We start from the raw sequence: 14,656 nt of genomic DNA, 5'->3' as shown, positions 1-14,656 counted from the left end.
GTTCGGCTGGACCCAGGGCGCATAGGGCTTACAAGAGGGCGCGCATTGGGAATCGCGCGCCGGTAACGTCATCCGTATGGACACGTCCTGGTGGCTCGCGCTCGCGGCGGTGGTACTGCTCGCGCTGGTCGCCACGCTCGTCGACGGCTGGGGGCGGGGGCACCGTCCGCCGGGCCGCAGGACCCGCCCGCCGGGCCGCCCCGAGGGGCTCCACGGGCAGCCGCCCCGGCCGCACCCGGGGGACATCTGGTGGGCCAACGTCCCCTACGAGGACGGACCCGGCGGCAAGGACCGGCCCTGCCTGGTGCTGACGGTGCGCGGCAACCGGGCGACCGTCGCGAAGATCACCAGCAAGTACCACGACACACGCTCCGGGGTGATCCCGCTCCCGCCGGGCTCGGTCGGGGACGCGCACGGACGGCCCAGCTTCCTGGAGACGGACGAGCTGCGGCACGTACCGGTGTGGGAGTTCCGGCGGCGGGTGGGCGTGGTGGACCCGGTCCTGTGGGACCAGGTGCGGCACTTGGCGGGCTGAGCGGGCGGCTGCCTCAGCCGACCCGCACGGTGACCGTCCAGCCCTGGATGCCCTTGCAGGACACCTGGCCGGGGCTGCTCGCGCACAGCGGCCGGGACGAGGTCAGGCGCACCGTGCCGGGTGCGACCGCCTCGAACGCGGCGACGGCGTCACCCGGCTGGATGACGAAGCCCGGGTTGACGGCCTTCACCGCGCCGCCGTCGGCGGTGACCTGCTTCCAGGGCCGCTCCTTGGTGCCGTCCAGGGTGAGCCGGACCACCTGGCCCTTGGCGAGGCAGACGGTACGGCCGTCGTCGGAGGCGTCGAGCTGGGTGCGGGGGGCGCAGGACCCGGCGGACCCGGTCGGGGACGAGGACGGTGAGGCCGACGGTGACGTGCTCTGGGACGCCGAGTCGCTCGGAGCCGGTGACACCGACCCGCTCCCGGCCTCCCCTCCCCCGTCCTGCGAGCCGCAGCCCGCGAGCAGCAGTGCCGCTGCCGCGGTGGCGGCGAGGGTGGCGCGACGGAACGTAGTACGGCGCATGGGATGTCCGCCCTTTCCGCGGTGACCGGACCTGGTGCAGATGTGACGTACCACCCGCGTATCCGGATCCCCCCGGGGTTCGGCGGCGGTGCGTCGGCCGGTCGTCACGGCCGGGTCGGTGTGCGAGGAGCCGCGGACAGCGCTCAGCCCCCTCATAGGAGGGGGCCGGCGAGTGGTTGATGAGCTCTATGCCCAGAGCTGGCCCTGCAGCGTCTCGATGGCCTCCTCCGTGGTGGCCGCCGTGTAGACGCCGGTCGAGAGGTACTTCCAGCCGCCGTCGGCCACGACGAAGACGATGTCGGCGCTCTCCCCGGCCTTGACCGCCTTCTTGCCGACGCCGATCGCCGCGTGCAGGGCGGCGCCGGTGGAGACCCCCGCGAAGATGCCCTCCTGCTGCAGGAGTTCACGGGTGCGGGTGACCGCGTCGGCCGAGCCGACGGAGAAGCGGGTGGTGAGGACGGAGGCGTCGTAGAGCTCCGGTACGAAGCCCTCGTCGAGGTTGCGCAGCCCGTACACCAGGTCGTCGTAGCGCGGTTCGGCGGCGACGATCTTCACGTCCGGCTTGTGCTCGCGCAGATAGCGGCCGACGCCCATCAGGGTGCCGGTGGTGCCCAGACCCGCGACGAAGTGGGTGACGGAGGGGAGGTCGGCGAGGATCTCCGGTCCGGTGGTGGCGTAGTGGGCGCCCGCATTGTCCGGGTTGCCGTACTGGTAGAGCATCACCCAGTCCGGGTGCTCGGCGGCCAGCTCCTTGGCGACGCGTACGGCGGTGTTGGAGCCGCCCGCCGCCGGGGAGGGGATGATCTCCGCGCCCCACATGCCGAGCAGTTCCCGGCGTTCCTGCGAGGTGTTCTCCGGCATCACGCACACCATGCGGTAGCCCTTGAGCTTGGCCGCCATGGCGAGGGAGATGCCGGTGTTGCCGGAGGTCGGCTCCAGGATGGTGCAACCGGGGGTCAGGCGGCCGTCCTTCTCCGCCTGCTCGATCATGTGCAGCGCGGGACGGTCCTTGACCGAACCCGTGGGGTTACGGTCCTCCAGCTTGGCCCAGATACGGACCTCGGGGGACGGCGAGAGCCGCGGCAGGCGCACCAGCGGGGTGTTGCCCACCGCGGCCAGCGGGGAGTCGTAGCGCATCGGGGATCAGAGGCCGATCAGGCCATGCCGCCGGCGACGGCGGGCAGGATCGTCACGTTGTCGCCGTCGGACAGCTTGGTGGAGATGCCGTCGAGGAAGCGGACGTCCTCGTCGTTGAGGTAGACGTTGACGAAGCGGCGCAGCTCGCCTCCGTCGACGATGCGGCCCTGGATGCCGGCGTGCCGGGTCTCGAGGTCGGCGAAGAGCTCGGCGAGGGTGTCCCCGTTGCCCTCCACCGCCTTCTGGCCGTCGGTGTACTGGCGGAGGATGGTCGGGATGCGGACCTCGATGGCCATGGTGGCGGGCTCCTGTCGGGAAGTGTCTGGTCGGTGGGCGCGCGATGGGGGTCCCCCGGGCTCTGGCACCGGGGGAGCGCCGCGGCACGGCCGTACGGCGGCAGGGAACGTCAACAGATGGCGCTGTTCAGCCTGCACAGATCGACGTGCAGCCGCGCCACGAGCAGCACGCTCGGCGTCTTGTCGCTCACGTCGTTCAGAACCATGGGCTCATCGTATCGATTCCCGGTCCGGGTCCCGGAATGTGATCTCGCATCGTGGATGAATTCTGACCGAACTGCGGGATCAGTACGCTTCGACGACCTTGACCTCTTCCTCCGTGACCTCGCCCTCCACGATGCGGAACGAGCGGAACTGGAACTCCCCCGCGCCGTCCGTGTCCGCCGTCGAGACCAGTACGTAGTGCGCGCCCGGCTCGTTGGCGTAGGAGATGTCGGTGCGCGACGGGTAGGCCTCCGTCGCCGTGTGGGAGTGGTAGATGATCACCGGCTCCTCGTCGCGGTCGTCCATCTCGCGGTAGAGCTTGAGCAGGTCGCCGGAGTCGAACTCGTAGAACGTGGGCGAGCGGGCCGCGTTCAGCATCGGGATGAAGCGCTCGGGGCGGCCGGAGCCCACCGGGCCCGCGACCACGCCGCACGCCTCGTCGGGGTGGTCCTCGCGCGCGTGGGCGACGATCCGGTCGTAGAGGGCCTGGGTGAGGGTCAGCATGTGCGTCAGGATAAGCAAAGGGGCCACCCCGTACCGAGGGGCGGTACGGGGTGGCCCACATGCCGGACGTCCTGAGCGGCTGCCGCAGGGGGCGCCACGAGTGCTCCCTGCGGCGGGACGTCCTTCGGTGAGGTCAGCCGACCTTCTCCAGCTCCGGCTCGCGCCGCTCGGCGACCTGCGGGTTCCGGGCCTTCAGCACCAGCCAGCCGATGCCGAGGGCGGCCGACCAGCCGGCCATCACGTACAGGCAGACCCGGGAGTCGGCGTCGTAGGCGATCAGACCGGTGACGAAGAGCAGGAAGACGATGGCGATCCAGCTGCACACCGCGCCGCCCGGCGCCGGGAAGGAGGAGGCGGGCAGCCGGCCCGCGTCGACCGCGCGGCGGTAGAGGACGTGGCTGACCAGGATCATCAGCCAGGTCCAGATGCCGGCCGCGGTGGCGACGGAGGTGACGTAGCCGAAGGCCTTCTCCGGGACGACGTAGTTCAGCACCACGCCGATGCCCATGAAGGCGACGGAGACGGTGATGCCGAGCGCCGGGGTCTTGGAGGCCGACAGCTTGGTGAAGGCGCGCGGGGCTTCGCCGTTGTCCGCGAGGGTGCGCAGCATGCGGCCCGTGGAGTACATGCCGGAGTTGCAGGAGGACAGGGCGGCGGTGAGGACGACGAAGTTGACGATGCCCGCGCCGGCCGGGATGCCGATCATCGCGAAGGCCTTCACGAAGGGGCTGACGCCCGCCGCGAACTCGGTCCACTTCACCACGCAGAGGATGACGGTGAGGGCGCCGACGTAGAACAGCGCGATGCGCCAGGGCAGGGTGTTGATCGCCTTGGGGAGGGTCTTCTCCGGGTTCTCCGACTCACCGGCGGTGACGCCGACCAGCTCGACGGCGAGGTAGGCGAACATCACGCCCTGGAGGGTCATCAGGGACGAGCCGACGCCCTTGGGGAAGAAGCCGTCGAACTGCCAGAGGTTGGCGACGGAGGCGGTGTCACCGGCGGCGCTGAAGCCGAAGGTGAGCACGCCCAGGCCGATGACGATCATGCCGATGAGGGCGGTGACCTTGATCATCGAGGCCCAGAACTCGATCTCGCCGAACACCTTCACCGAGATCAGGTTGGCCACGAACAGGACGACCAGGAAGACCAGGGCCGACACCCACTGCGGGATGGACGGGAACCAGTAGTTGACGTAGATCGCGGCGGCGGTCAGTTCCGCCATGCCGGTGACGACCCACATCAGCCAGTACGTCCAGGCGGTGAAGTAGCCGAAGAACGGGCCGAGGAACTCGCGCGAGTACTCCGCGAAGGAGCCCGAGACCGGGCGGTACAGGAGCAGCTCGCCGAGCGCCCGCATGATGAAGAAGATGATCACGCCCGCCAGGGCGTACATCAGGATGAGGCTGGGTCCCGCCTTGGCGATGTTCGCCCCGGCGTTGAGGAAGAGGCCGACGCCGATGGCGCCGCCGATCGCGATCATCTGGACCTGACGACTGCCGAGCCCGCGCTCGTAGCCCTCTTCCGGGGCTTCGGTGGCCTCGGTGACCTTCGAAGAGGTCATGGTGTGGTGCGCCTTTCTCCATGCCGACCCGGGCCTTTCGTCGGCCTCGGATCGGGTTTCGATCCCCCCGGATTGATGGAGTTGTGCCTGGCCGGCGGTTGCCGGCTGGTGGCGCACCCGGTCGAACGTGGGTGGTGTTCGCCGGGCGGTCGTGAAGATTTATCACGGCCGCAATATTGATCACAGAGGCGGGATGTGGCGCAGCCCACAGGGAAAAGTGGACAAAGAGCGCCCGAATGCGGCAAAACCGGCCGCAACGGTAACGCGATCGTTATCCGGATTTGAGCGTCCGCTGAGCGAACGTCATAACCGGTGAAATCAGGGCATCAGGGTCGAGACGAGCGTCTCCTGCAGCCCGCCCAGCCACAGATAGGCCATCACCATCGGCTTGCGCGGGTCCTCGTCCGGGAGCCGGTAGAGCAGATCGGTGTCGTCCTCGTCGGCGATCTCCAGCCGGGACCCGATCGCCAGCCGCAGGTCGTTGAGGGCGCCCAGCCACTGCCGGGACTCGTCGGGGGCCAGCTTGAGCACCGCCCCGCCCTCGCCGACGGCCGCCAGCGCGTCCAGGGAGCGGATCACCGCGAGCGCGTTGTCCCGCTTGCCGGCCCGCAGGTCGTTCTCGGTGAAACGGCGGAACTCGGCGGAGTGCGCCCGCCGCTCCTCGGCGGCCTTCGGCGAGGACGGGTCCCCCTCCGGGTCGCAGTAGGCGTCCGGGAAGAGGCGCTTGAGCACCGGGTCGGCGGGCGGCTCGCTCGGCCCCTCGGCGAACAGCTCGGCGAGCGGGTCGTCGGGGGCGTCCTCGCCGGGGCCGGGGCCGATGAGTTCCAGCAGCTGGACGGCCAGCGACCGGATGATGGAGATCTCGACGTCGTCGAGCGCGACGGCCGCGCCGCCGCCGGGGAGCGGTTCGAAGGTTCCGGGCATGAAGGGGATTCGCTACTTCCGGTCCTGCTGGAGGGTGGCCCACAGACCGTAGCCGTGCATCGCCTGCACGTCGCGTTCCATCTCCTCGCGGCTGCCGCTGGAGACGACCGCCCGGCCCTTGTGGTGGACGTCGAGCATGAGCTTGGTGGCCTTGTCCTTGGAGTACCCGAAGTACGTCTGGAAGACGTACGTCACATAGCTCATGAGGTTGACCGGGTCGTTGTGGACGATCGTGACCCACGGGACGTCGGGCTCGGGTACGGCGAAGACCTCCTCCGCCGACTCGGTGCGTTCGATCTCTACGGGCGCGGGTGACGTCACATGGCCCATGCTGCCACGCGGCCCAGAAATCGTCACACTGACGAGATAGGAGTACGATCCACTGCCATGAACACAGCGGACCTTGGGCTGCCGGTGGATGTTCCCTCGACGGCGCTCTTCACCGACCAGTACGAGCTGACCATGCTGCAGGCCGCCCTGAAGGCGGGTACCGCCGGACGGCGGAGCGTGTTCGAGGTCTTCACCCGGCGGCTGCCGGAGGGCCGCCGGTACGGCGTGCTGGCGGGTGTCGGCCGGGTGCTGGACGCCGTGGAGAACTTCCGGTTCGACGCGGGCGTCCTCGGCTTCCTGCGCGAGCGGCGGATCGTCGACGAGGAGACCCTGCGCTGGCTCGCGGGCTACCGCTTCTCCGGTGACATCTGGGGCTACCCCGAGGGCGAGATGTACTTCCCCGGCTCGCCGCTGATGCGGGTCGAGGGCTCCTTCGCCGAGTGCGTGCTGCTGGAGACGGTGATCCTGTCGATCCTCAACCACGACTCCGCCATCGCCGCGGCCGCCTCCCGGATGACCTCGGCCGCCGGCGACCGGCCGCTGATCGAGATGGGCGCCCGCCGCACCCACGAGCTGGCCGCCGTCGCCGCCTCCCGGGCCGCGTACGTCGGCGGCTTCGCCTCCACCTCCGACCTCGCCGCGGGCTTCCGCTACAACATCCCGACCGTCGGCACCTCCGCCCACGCCTTCACCCTGCTGCACGACCGCGAGCGGGACGCCTTCCAGGCCCAGGTCGCCTCGCTGGGCCGGGGCACCACCCTGCTCGTGGACACCTACGACGTCGCCGAGGCGGTCCGGACGGCCGTAGAGGTCGCCGGGTCCGAGCTGGGCGCCGTGCGCATCGACTCCGGTGACCTGCTGCTGGTCGCCCACCGGGTGCGGCAGCAGCTGGACGAGCTGGGGGCGACCGACACGAAGATCATCGTGACCTCGGACCTGGACGAGTACGCCATCGCCTCGCTGGCGGCGGCACCGGTGGACGCGTACGGCGTCGGCACCCAGCTGGTGACCGGCTCCGGGCACCCGACCGCCTCCATGGTCTACAAACTGGTCGCCCGCTCCGAGTCCGACGACCCGAAGGCGCCGCTGCTGCCGGTGGCGAAGAAGTCGTCCGGCGGCAAGACCTCCGTCGGCGGCCGCAAGTGGGCCGCGCGGCGGCTCGACGCGCACGGCGTGGCCGAGGCCGAGGTCATCGGCACGGGCGCGGTACCGGCCGAGCTCGCCGACCGGCAGCTCCTCGTCCAGCTGGTCAAGGGCGGCGAGATAGTCGCCCGCGAACCCCTGGACGCCGTCCGCGACCGCCACGCGGCGGCCCGTGCCAACCTCCCCCTCTCCGCGACCCAGCTCTCCCGCGGGGAACCGGTGATTCCGACGGAGTACCTCCCGGGGCGACCGGGTAGCTAGCCCACATCCCCGAAACGGCCATCGCATCCACGCGCGGGGCGTGCCCCCTCCCGCGCCCGGCGTGAAGTCTCTAGGCTCGGAAGTTCACGGCCGGGCCCCGCACCCCCTTCACCACTCGAGATCCCACACCGAAGGACACCGACCATGCGCCGCGCCTTGATCGTCGTAGACGTGCAGAACGACTTCTGCGAGGGGGGCAGCCTCGCGGTGGCCGGGGGTGCCGATGTGGCCGCCGCCATCACGGAGCTGATCGGGCAGGCCCCCGCCGGGTACCGGCACGTGGTGGCCACCCGCGACCACCACATCGCGCCCGGCGGCCACTTCGCCGACAACCCCGACTTCGTCCGCTCCTGGCCCGCGCACTGCGTCGCCGGCACCGAGGGCGTGGGCTTCCACCCGAACTTCGCGCCCGCCGTCGCCTCGGGCGCGATCGACACCGTCTTCGACAAGGGGGCGTACGCGGCGGCGTACAGCGGGTTCGAGGGCGCGGACGAGAACGGCGTGGGCCTCGCCGACTGGCTGCGGACCCGGCGGATCGACGAGGTCGACGTGGTGGGCATAGCCACCGACCACTGCGTACGGGCCACCGCGCTGGACGCGGTGCGCGAGGGCTTCCGTACGCAGGTCCTCCTCGACCTGACCGCCGGGGTGGCCGCCGAGACCACGGAGCGGGCGCTGGAGGAGATGCGCAACGCCGGGGTGGAACTCTCGGGCAAGCCCGTCGTCGCATAGCGCCCGGCGGGGCGCCCGACGGGTCACGCCGGTGTCGCCGGCCTCCTCAGCAGCGCCCTGATCGGATGCCACAGCTCCGTCGCCAGTTCGGGGGAGATGACCCCGTTGTCGGGCGCGGTGCGCCATATCAGGCCGTCCGGATGGTGCAGGACCGCCGTGATCTCGTCCGGGGTCGGCGGGGCCGCGTTGCCCCGCAGGTAGACCGCGCGCATGCCCAGGTTGCGCAGCCTGGTCAGGGCGCGGGCGCGGTTTTGGGCGTGGACCAGCACGCGCACGCCGCCGGGGGCGTCGGCGGCGGGGCGGGGCAGGTTCAGCGCCACCACCACCGTGCCGTTCGGCAGCTTGCAGAAACCTCCTGCGGCCATGCGGTCACATCCCCGTTTCGGTCGGTGTCAATAAGAGAGCCACAGGACGCACCTAAACACGATCGGCGGCAACCCGCCAAGGGGCTGCCGCCGATACGCTTCTGACCTGCGGAAATGCAGACTACTTCACCGCGGGGCCGACCTGGAGCTTGATCGTGGAGCCGTCCTTGGCCTCCTTGACGATCTTGATCTTGGTGTTGGTGTCAGTGATCTTGACACCGGCGGTCGGGATCGAGGAGTCGTAGTAGGTGCTGCTGTGGTCGTTGAAGACCGGCACACCCTTCGACGACTTGATCTTCGTCACGACGTCCGCGTTGTGCAGCGTGATGCCGTCGGTGGCGTACAGGCTGAACGGGGAGTCGTAGGACTGGATACGGGTGCGCATCGCCGTCCCGTTGGACCACTTCAGCGCCTTCGGGTGCGAGTCGACCGGGAGGACCAGGCCGACGCCCGGGTGGACGCTGGTGTTGTTGTCCGCCTGGGAGGTGTCCCACTTCCAGATCAGCAGACCGTTCTGGTACGGGTAGTGCTCCACCCAGTCCGGACGGGTCGTCGAGAAGCCGAAGTTGTACGGGCCGACCTTGAGGGTCTTGTCGTACGACACGTACTGGCGGTTCTCGGCGATGTAGTACTGCGCGTAGTCCTTGGTGAAGGACGCGCCGATACGGGAGAAGCCGTTGGCCGTCCAAGCCGCGTCCGCGCTCTCGGCGTTGTCGGCGAAGACGGTCGCGCCGTCCGCGGTCAGCGTGATCTCGTCGGCCGCGAAGCCCTTCTGGGCCACGCCGCCGTCGGTCTGGTAGCGGAAGCGGACGTCGATCTTCTTGCCCGCGTAGGCGTCCAGGGAGTACGACAGCTTCTTGTAGCCGTCGACCGTGCCGGTCAGGGCCGGCTTGTCGCTGGCGTCGTGCGGGATGGGCTGACCGTCCACCGTGCCGTCGACAGCGGTCCAGTTGGCGCCGCCGTCGGTCGAGACCTCCGTGTAGAGGAAGTCGTAGTTGGCCTCGATGTCGTAGTAGCCGTCCAGGCTCAGCGTGGCCGAGGACTTGCCGGTGAGGTCGACGGAACGGGTCAGCGTGTTCTTGAGGTCGTCACCGCTGCCGCTCCACCACTGGGTCGAGCCCTGCGCCGGGGTCACGACGGTGGTGGTGACCGCCTTGTCCGGCAGGCTGACCACGAGGGCCTGCTTGTCCCAGGTGTTGTACTCGGCGACGCCCAGCTTGTGCGTGGACTGCTTGCCGGCCTTGGCGGTGTCGTAGTTGAGCCAGCCGAGCTGCAGCTTGTCCCAGGCGCTGAAGTCGCCCGGCAGGTCGCCGATGGAGTCCTTGCCCCGGCCGAGCCACGAGCCGGAGGACATCAGGGTCCAGAAGCCGGTGGAGTTGTCACCGTTGCCGGTGGTGTCGTAGTGGTCCGGCAGACCGAGGTCGTGGCCGTACTCGTGGGCGAAGACGCCCAGGCCGCCGTTCTCCGGCTGGATGGTGTAGTCGCCGACCCAGATGCCGGTGTCGCCGATCTGCGTGCCGCCCAGCTTGTTGTCGTCCGGGCCGGTGGCGCCGGCGTCGGTGCCGAAGGCGTACCAGCGGTGGGCCCAGATCGCGTCGGTGCCCTGGACGCCGCCGCCCGCGGACTCGTCCTCACCGGCGTGCACGATCTGGAAGTGGTCGATGTAGCCGTCGGGCTCGTTGAAGTTGCCGTCGCCGTCGAAGTCGTAGCGGTCCCACTGGTCGAACTTCGCCAGGTCCGCCTTGATGGCCGCGTCGGACCTGCCGGCCGCCTTCTGCTGGGCGACCCAGGAGGTCACGCCGTCACTGACGACGTTCCACACGCTCGGGCAGTTGGTGGAGCCGCAGGCGTTGTTGCCGTAACGGGCCTCGTTGTAGGGGACCTTGACCCAGTCCGCGACCTGGCCGTCGACCGAGTAGCGGCCGGAGGACTCCTTCTCGTAGAACTTCTTCATCGACTCGACGTTCTTGCCGGTGCCGAAGTAGAGGTCCTGGTAGTGCTTGCGGTTGTAGTCCTTCTGCCAGGCCGTCGAGTTGTCCTTCTTGCGGTCCGGCGCGGCGATCTTGTTGTGCAGCGGGCCCGCGGTGCCGCCGTACTTCGGGTCGGTCTGGTCGCCGAACTCGACCAGGATCGTGAAGATCTTGTCGGTCTTCTCGCGGCCGAGCTCGACGTACTTGCTGTCGCCCTTCTTGCTCTTGAGCTGGACGACCTGCGAGCCATTGCGGTCCTTGACCTTGGCCTCGCCGGATATGACCTGGTTGAGGGCCTCCTGGCGCTGGGCCTCCTGGGTCTTGCTCAGCGGGCCGTCGAGGTCGTGCTTCTGCTGCTTCACCGGAGCCGGGTCGTGCCGGTTGGCGGCTGCCGACTTGGCCGTGGTGCTCGCCTCCGCGATGGCGAAGGTCGAGAAGGTGGCGGAGGCCGCCGCGAGCGCGACGCCGATCGCGGCCGCTCTGAACGTCCAGGTTCTGCTGGTCACTTGAGTTCCTCCCCCGCGCCCGCGCACACGGAAAGGAGGGTCCTGGTCATGGAGGGGTCCGTGCGCGCCTGATCAACGCGTGTAGTCAAGTGACGACATTTGACTAGAGGTTTAAGAGAAAAGACAGACCTTGACTTGAACAGGTCAAGTGCACTATGCGGACCCGCCGTCCGCTTTACCGAACACCTGGAGTCGCGCTCAACGGGCGCGCGAGTCCGTCCACTTGCTGGACCCCATGACTCCGTGCGCCCCCTGTGCTCCGGTACCGTGGGTTAGGTCACGCTTACCGGCCGTTCCACTCGGGCATGCAGGCGAATAGAGTCGAATGGTGGAACGCCCGGAAGTCGGCGGAAACATAGGCCGGCGTCCCGTCTCACCCCCAATTCTTCCGAGGACACGATTGCCATGCCTCGTCCGACCGCCGCACAGCTCGCCTACGGTTCCTGCACCGTGATCTTCTCGACGCTCGCCATGCTGCTGCTGTCACAGACGAGTTCGGGCCTCGGGATCGCGGTCATCGCCCTCGCGGCGCTCGCCCTGGGGCTCCTGGTCGCGATGACGGTCCCCCTGCCCGGGCCGCGCACGGCACAGGCACCGGCCGAGACCCCGGTGGCCGAGCAGCGGGTGCCCGTCCAGCGGCAGCCGGTGGCCGCCGCGGTCGAGGCGGTACGGGAACCCACCGCTCCCTGACTCCCCCGGCCCTCGGTTACTCGGGCCGTCAACCGGTGCTGACCACCACCGTCTTCGCGGCCTTGTCGTGCAGGCCCTGCTTGTAGGGCTTGTCGAAGAAGCTCCAGCCGCCGCAGATCGCGGTCCAGATGCAGGCGCAGCAGAAGGCGAACGGCAGCCACAGCACCAGGGCCCGGACCAGCGAGGTCTGCGTGGCGGGCGTGGCGCCGTCGTTCAGGTTGGCCACCCGCATCCGCAGCCACTTCTTGCCGAGGGTCTGACCGGACTTGGCGATCATGATGGTGTCGTAGGCGACGTAGAGCACGGCGGCGATGAGCGACTGCGCGAAGGACTTGCCGACCTCGACCCGGTCGCCGCTCATCTGGTACTCGCGCACGTTCATGGCCCAGGTGAGCAGCCACACGACGATGCCCACCAGGATCATGTCGATGATGCGGGCCAGGGTGCGTTTGCCGCTGTCCGCGAGCGGGGGCATACCGGCGAGCGGGTCGCCGCCGTAGGGCGGGGCCTGACCGCCGTACGGGGACTGCGGACCGCCGCCGTACGGGGGCTGTTGACCGCCGCTCCAGGGAGGCTGCTGACCGCCGCCGGAGGGGGGCTGTTCACCACCGCCGTACCCGCCGGAGGGGGTGTCGTACGGCGAGCCCGGTCCCGGGCCCGACGGGGGCTGCTTCTTGAACGGGTCGTCCTCCGGGGGCTGCTGTCCGGAGCCGGGGGGCGGTTCGCTGCTCATGGCCCGAGTGGATCGCGAACGCCCCGGCTCCGCACCCGGCGGACGGCCGTCCGGAGTACGCGGTGAGAGCAGGCCAGAGGTGTCCGGCGGATCCGGACAGGCCCTAGCCCGCCACGAAGGTGTGCGCCGCCTTGTCGTGCCAGCACTGGTGCCACGGCCGGTCGAACAGGCACCAGGCGACGCCGACGACGCCGATGCCGAGCAGACCGGGGACGCTGTAGACCAGCCAGCGGCGCAGGGCCGCGCCGAAGGTCGGCGGCTCGTGCGCCTCGATGTCCCGCACCTCGATGCCGCACAGCTTCTTGCCCAGCGTGCGGCCCCACTTGGCGGTGGGCAGCACCTCGAACAGGACCCCGGCGAGGAGCAGCACGGCGAGGACGATGCCGAGGTAGGCGCCCGTGGTGCCGTCGATCAGCCAGACGGTGACGGTACGGCCGGACAGCTTGGCCGCGTCGATCTTCTCCTGGACGTGGTCGACGGCCCTGGAGCCCAGCGGCAGGGCCGCCGCGGCGGTGACCGCGGCCAGGACCAGCGTGTCGACCAGGCGGGCGGCCAGCCGCTTGCCGACGCCCGCGGGCCGCGCCGCCGCCTGGCGCCGGACCACTGCCTGGAAGGGGTCCTCCACCGGAGGCTTCCACGGCGTCACGGGCTGGTCGTCGCCGCCCGCGAGCCGGTGCACCTGCTGCGCCCAGGAGGACTGCCCGCCGCCGACGCCGCCGGCCATCGGGGTGGCGACGGGGGCGGCGGCCTGCGCGGGGACGGAGGGGGCCGGCGGGGACGCGGAGGCCTGGGGGCCTGCCTGGCCGTGGACCGGGGCGCTCCCCTGGGCCTGGGCGGGAACCTGGACCTGTCCCGGTGCCTGCGCCTGTCCGGGGGCCTGCGCCTGTCCGGGAACCTGCGCCTGCCCCTGGGCTGCCGCCCGGGCCGCCGCGGCCTTCCCGGCGCCGAAGCCGGGACCCGAGGAGGCTCCGGCCGCACCGACCGGGCCCTGCACCCCGAAGCCGGCCGCACCGGAGCCGTCCGCCCCTTGCCCGGAGCCGGGGCTGCGCGGGGACACCGGCCGGAACGTCATCGTGCCGTCGTCCGCCGCACCGCCGGAGGCGCCCGTCGGGCGCCGGAAGACGAACGTGCCGCCGCCCGCGCCGTCGCCGGAGCCCGGGTCGGCGGGCGGGATCGTCGCCGTGCCGTCGGTGCGTGCGGCGTGGCCGTCCGGCTGGGCCGGGGAGTCGGCGGGCACGCGCGGATCAGCGCCCCAGGAGACGCGCCGGTCCTGGTCGCCGCCGAAGCCGGACTGCCGGCCCCGGTCGGCGCCCCACGCCGACGCGGGCCCGGCCGGGCCGCCGGCGGGCGGGTCCTCGTCGAAGAAGTGCGGGCCGGTCTCCTCGACCGACGGCGGGGCCGACGCCGGGGTCTGCGGCGGGCCGGATCCGGGCGGCGGGGCGAGCGGTTCACCGTCCTTCGGCGCGGGCCGGCTGGTGCCCGGCACCCAGGCGGCGCCGTTCCAGTACCTGACGTAGCCGGGGATGGACGGGTCCGGGTAGTAGCCCTCGCGGGGCCTGTCGTCACCGGGGGCCGGGGTTGGGGCGCTCATGTCCGTCGTCCCGTATCTGCTCGGGGGTCGTCTGGGGGCCTCCACATCTATCAGACCCGCGCAACCCCCACCGCCAGTCCCGCCGGACCCACCCCTTTACGGGCGACCTCGTGGTACGCCTTCACAGAGCCGGAGAAAAGTTCGCCGGATCCGCGTAATGCCCGTGCCCGCACCGCCTCCCACCTCGTACGGGCCCACTCCCAGCGGCCCCGACGAGAGAGGAACCGCACGTCATGCAGCACACCGTGGTGGAACGCGAGCTGGAACTGCGGCTCGTCCTGTCACCCCAGCGCAGCGTCCCGGTCCCGGCCCTGCTCAGCTACCGCTCGGACGACCCGTGCGCCGTCCACATCGCCTTCCACGTCACCTCCGAACAGCCCGTGAACTGGACGTTCTCCCGCGACCTGCTGGTGGAGGGGGTGTTCCGGCCGAGCGGACAGGGGGACGTCCGCGTGTGGCCGACGAAGGTGGAGGGGCGCAGCGTCGTCCTGCTGGCGCTGAGTTCACCCGACGGTGAGGCCCTGCTGGAGGCGCCGGCCGCGCAGTTGTCCGCCTGGCTGGAGCGCACGCTGCGCGTGGTGCCTCCGGGGGGTGAGGGCGAGCGGCTCGGGATCGACGACGCGCTCGATCAGCTGCTCGCCCGGTGACCTC

17 protein-coding genes are annotated in these 14,656 nt (G+C 70.6%); 5 read left to right on the top strand and 12 right to left on the bottom strand.

Annotated features, from left to right (window positions below; genetic code table 11):
* The first annotated feature begins 76 nt into the window (after positions 1–76).
* Positions 77–535, top strand: coding sequence for a type II toxin-antitoxin system PemK/MazF family toxin (locus ACZ7L0_RS11940; protein WP_471242312.1), 459 nt, complete (start codon positions 77–79; stop codon positions 533–535).
* Between the two features lie 13 nt (positions 536–548).
* Here the strand turns inward: ACZ7L0_RS11940 and ACZ7L0_RS11935 are convergent, their stop codons facing one another.
* From ACZ7L0_RS11935 to clpS, 8 genes are all read right to left on the bottom strand, one after another.
* On the bottom strand, positions 549–1,058 hold the full coding sequence (locus ACZ7L0_RS11935) for a hypothetical protein (RefSeq protein ID WP_471242311.1): 510 nt from the start codon (positions 1,056–1,058) through the stop codon (positions 549–551).
* 186 nt (positions 1,059–1,244) lie between these two features.
* Entirely contained in the window at positions 1,245–2,195 is a 951-nt protein-coding gene (locus ACZ7L0_RS11930; protein ID WP_471242310.1) for a PLP-dependent cysteine synthase family protein, read from the bottom strand.
* Between the two features lie 17 nt (positions 2,196–2,212).
* The gene (locus ACZ7L0_RS11925; protein WP_471242309.1) at positions 2,213–2,491 is read right to left on the bottom strand and encodes a MoaD/ThiS family protein; all 279 of its coding nucleotides are present in this window, start codon (positions 2,489–2,491) and stop codon (positions 2,213–2,215) included.
* Positions 2,492–2,601: 110 nt separating this feature from the next.
* Positions 2,602–2,697 carry a putative leader peptide gene (locus ACZ7L0_RS11920; protein ID WP_350896351.1) on the bottom strand — a complete coding sequence of 32 codons (96 nt, stop codon included), beginning with the start codon at positions 2,695–2,697 and terminating at the stop codon, positions 2,602–2,604.
* Between the two features lie 79 nt (positions 2,698–2,776).
* Complete coding sequence (locus ACZ7L0_RS11915) at positions 2,777–3,199, bottom strand: M67 family metallopeptidase (protein ID WP_471242308.1); 423 nt, start codon at positions 3,197–3,199, stop codon at positions 2,777–2,779.
* Positions 3,200–3,332: 133 nt separating this feature from the next.
* Positions 3,333–4,760 carry an amino acid permease gene (locus tag ACZ7L0_RS11910; RefSeq protein WP_471242307.1) on the bottom strand — a complete coding sequence of 476 codons (1,428 nt, stop codon included), beginning with the start codon at positions 4,758–4,760 and terminating at the stop codon, positions 3,333–3,335.
* A 318-nt stretch (positions 4,761–5,078) separates the two neighbouring features.
* Entirely contained in the window at positions 5,079–5,684 is a 606-nt protein-coding gene (locus ACZ7L0_RS11905) for a DUF2017 domain-containing protein (RefSeq protein WP_471242306.1), read from the bottom strand.
* Positions 5,685–5,696: 12 nt separating this feature from the next.
* Positions 5,697–6,014 carry an ATP-dependent Clp protease adapter ClpS gene (gene clpS, locus ACZ7L0_RS11900; protein ID WP_142152253.1) on the bottom strand — a complete coding sequence of 106 codons (318 nt, stop codon included), beginning with the start codon at positions 6,012–6,014 and terminating at the stop codon, positions 5,697–5,699.
* Between the two features lie 57 nt (positions 6,015–6,071).
* On the opposite strand from clpS, the gene ACZ7L0_RS11895 reads away from it, so the two are divergent.
* Positions 6,072–7,418 carry a nicotinate phosphoribosyltransferase gene (locus ACZ7L0_RS11895; RefSeq protein WP_471242305.1) on the top strand — a complete coding sequence of 449 codons (1,347 nt, stop codon included), beginning with the start codon at positions 6,072–6,074 and terminating at the stop codon, positions 7,416–7,418.
* Between the two features lie 144 nt (positions 7,419–7,562).
* Positions 7,563–8,150, top strand: coding sequence for a nicotinamidase (locus ACZ7L0_RS11890; RefSeq protein WP_471242304.1), 588 nt, complete (start codon positions 7,563–7,565; stop codon positions 8,148–8,150).
* Between the two features lie 23 nt (positions 8,151–8,173).
* On the opposite strand, the gene ACZ7L0_RS11885 is transcribed toward ACZ7L0_RS11890, so the two are convergent.
* Complete coding sequence (locus tag ACZ7L0_RS11885) at positions 8,174–8,515, bottom strand: hypothetical protein (protein WP_471242303.1); 342 nt, start codon at positions 8,513–8,515, stop codon at positions 8,174–8,176.
* Positions 8,516–8,636: 121 nt separating this feature from the next.
* Complete coding sequence (locus ACZ7L0_RS11880) at positions 8,637–10,991, bottom strand: immune inhibitor A domain-containing protein (RefSeq protein WP_471242302.1); 2,355 nt, start codon at positions 10,989–10,991, stop codon at positions 8,637–8,639.
* A 405-nt stretch (positions 10,992–11,396) separates the two neighbouring features.
* Here ACZ7L0_RS11880 and ACZ7L0_RS11875 point away from each other — a divergent pair, with 405 nt between their 5' ends.
* On the top strand, positions 11,397–11,681 hold the full coding sequence (locus ACZ7L0_RS11875) for a hypothetical protein (RefSeq protein WP_471242301.1): 285 nt from the start codon (positions 11,397–11,399) through the stop codon (positions 11,679–11,681).
* Positions 11,682–11,709: 28 nt separating this feature from the next.
* Here ACZ7L0_RS11875 and ACZ7L0_RS11870 read toward each other — a convergent pair whose 3' ends face one another.
* Both ACZ7L0_RS11870 and ACZ7L0_RS11865 read right to left on the bottom strand, forming a co-directional pair.
* Positions 11,710–12,414: an RDD family protein gene (locus ACZ7L0_RS11870; RefSeq protein WP_471242300.1), complete on the bottom strand. Its 705-nt coding sequence runs from the start codon at positions 12,412–12,414 to the stop codon at positions 11,710–11,712.
* 103 nt (positions 12,415–12,517) lie between these two features.
* A complete protein-coding gene (locus ACZ7L0_RS11865) occupies positions 12,518–14,005 on the bottom strand; it encodes an RDD family protein (protein WP_471242299.1) in 1,488 nt (495 codons plus the stop codon).
* Positions 14,006–14,238: 233 nt separating this feature from the next.
* On the opposite strand from ACZ7L0_RS11865, the gene ACZ7L0_RS11860 reads away from it, so the two are divergent.
* Positions 14,239–14,652 carry an SsgA family sporulation/cell division regulator gene (locus tag ACZ7L0_RS11860; RefSeq protein ID WP_471242298.1) on the top strand — a complete coding sequence of 138 codons (414 nt, stop codon included), beginning with the start codon at positions 14,239–14,241 and terminating at the stop codon, positions 14,650–14,652.
* Positions 14,653–14,656 lie beyond the last annotated feature (4 nt).

The sequence above is a fragment of the Streptomyces sp. NPDC039424 genome (assembly GCF_055639495.1).
Note: the sequence above shows the minus strand (reverse complement) of the source record. Positions and strands in the feature narration are given on the sequence as shown.

Excerpts from the sequence above, each read along its gene's own strand:
- ACZ7L0_RS11860 (WP_471242298.1), top strand. The coding sequence starts at position 14,239 with ATGCAGCACACCGTGGTGGAACGCGAGCTGGAACTGCGGCTCGTCCTG.
- ACZ7L0_RS11870 (WP_471242300.1), bottom strand. The coding sequence starts at position 12,414 with ATGAGCAGCGAACCGCCCCCCGGCTCCGGACAGCAGCCCCCGGAGGAC.
- ACZ7L0_RS11930 (WP_471242310.1), bottom strand. The coding sequence starts at position 2,195 with ATGCGCTACGACTCCCCGCTGGCCGCGGTGGGCAACACCCCGCTGGTG.
- ACZ7L0_RS11940 (WP_471242312.1), top strand. The coding sequence starts at position 77 with ATGGACACGTCCTGGTGGCTCGCGCTCGCGGCGGTGGTACTGCTCGCG.
- ACZ7L0_RS11890 (WP_471242304.1), top strand. The coding sequence starts at position 7,563 with ATGCGCCGCGCCTTGATCGTCGTAGACGTGCAGAACGACTTCTGCGAG.
- ACZ7L0_RS11875 (WP_471242301.1), top strand. The coding sequence starts at position 11,397 with ATGCCTCGTCCGACCGCCGCACAGCTCGCCTACGGTTCCTGCACCGTG.
- ACZ7L0_RS11885 (WP_471242303.1), bottom strand. The coding sequence starts at position 8,515 with ATGGCCGCAGGAGGTTTCTGCAAGCTGCCGAACGGCACGGTGGTGGTG.
- clpS (WP_142152253.1), bottom strand. The coding sequence starts at position 6,014 with ATGGGCCATGTGACGTCACCCGCGCCCGTAGAGATCGAACGCACCGAG.
- ACZ7L0_RS11915 (WP_471242308.1), bottom strand. The coding sequence starts at position 3,199 with ATGCTGACCCTCACCCAGGCCCTCTACGACCGGATCGTCGCCCACGCG.
- ACZ7L0_RS11905 (WP_471242306.1), bottom strand. The coding sequence starts at position 5,684 with ATGCCCGGAACCTTCGAACCGCTCCCCGGCGGCGGCGCGGCCGTCGCG.
- ACZ7L0_RS11895 (WP_471242305.1), top strand. The coding sequence starts at position 6,072 with ATGAACACAGCGGACCTTGGGCTGCCGGTGGATGTTCCCTCGACGGCG.
- ACZ7L0_RS11925 (WP_471242309.1), bottom strand. The coding sequence starts at position 2,491 with ATGGCCATCGAGGTCCGCATCCCGACCATCCTCCGCCAGTACACCGAC.
- ACZ7L0_RS11935 (WP_471242311.1), bottom strand. The coding sequence starts at position 1,058 with ATGCGCCGTACTACGTTCCGTCGCGCCACCCTCGCCGCCACCGCGGCA.
- ACZ7L0_RS11920 (WP_350896351.1), bottom strand. The coding sequence starts at position 2,697 with ATGGTTCTGAACGACGTGAGCGACAAGACGCCGAGCGTGCTGCTCGTG.
- ACZ7L0_RS11910 (WP_471242307.1), bottom strand. The coding sequence starts at position 4,760 with ATGACCTCTTCGAAGGTCACCGAGGCCACCGAAGCCCCGGAAGAGGGC.
- ACZ7L0_RS11865 (WP_471242299.1), bottom strand. The coding sequence starts at position 14,005 with ATGAGCGCCCCAACCCCGGCCCCCGGTGACGACAGGCCCCGCGAGGGC.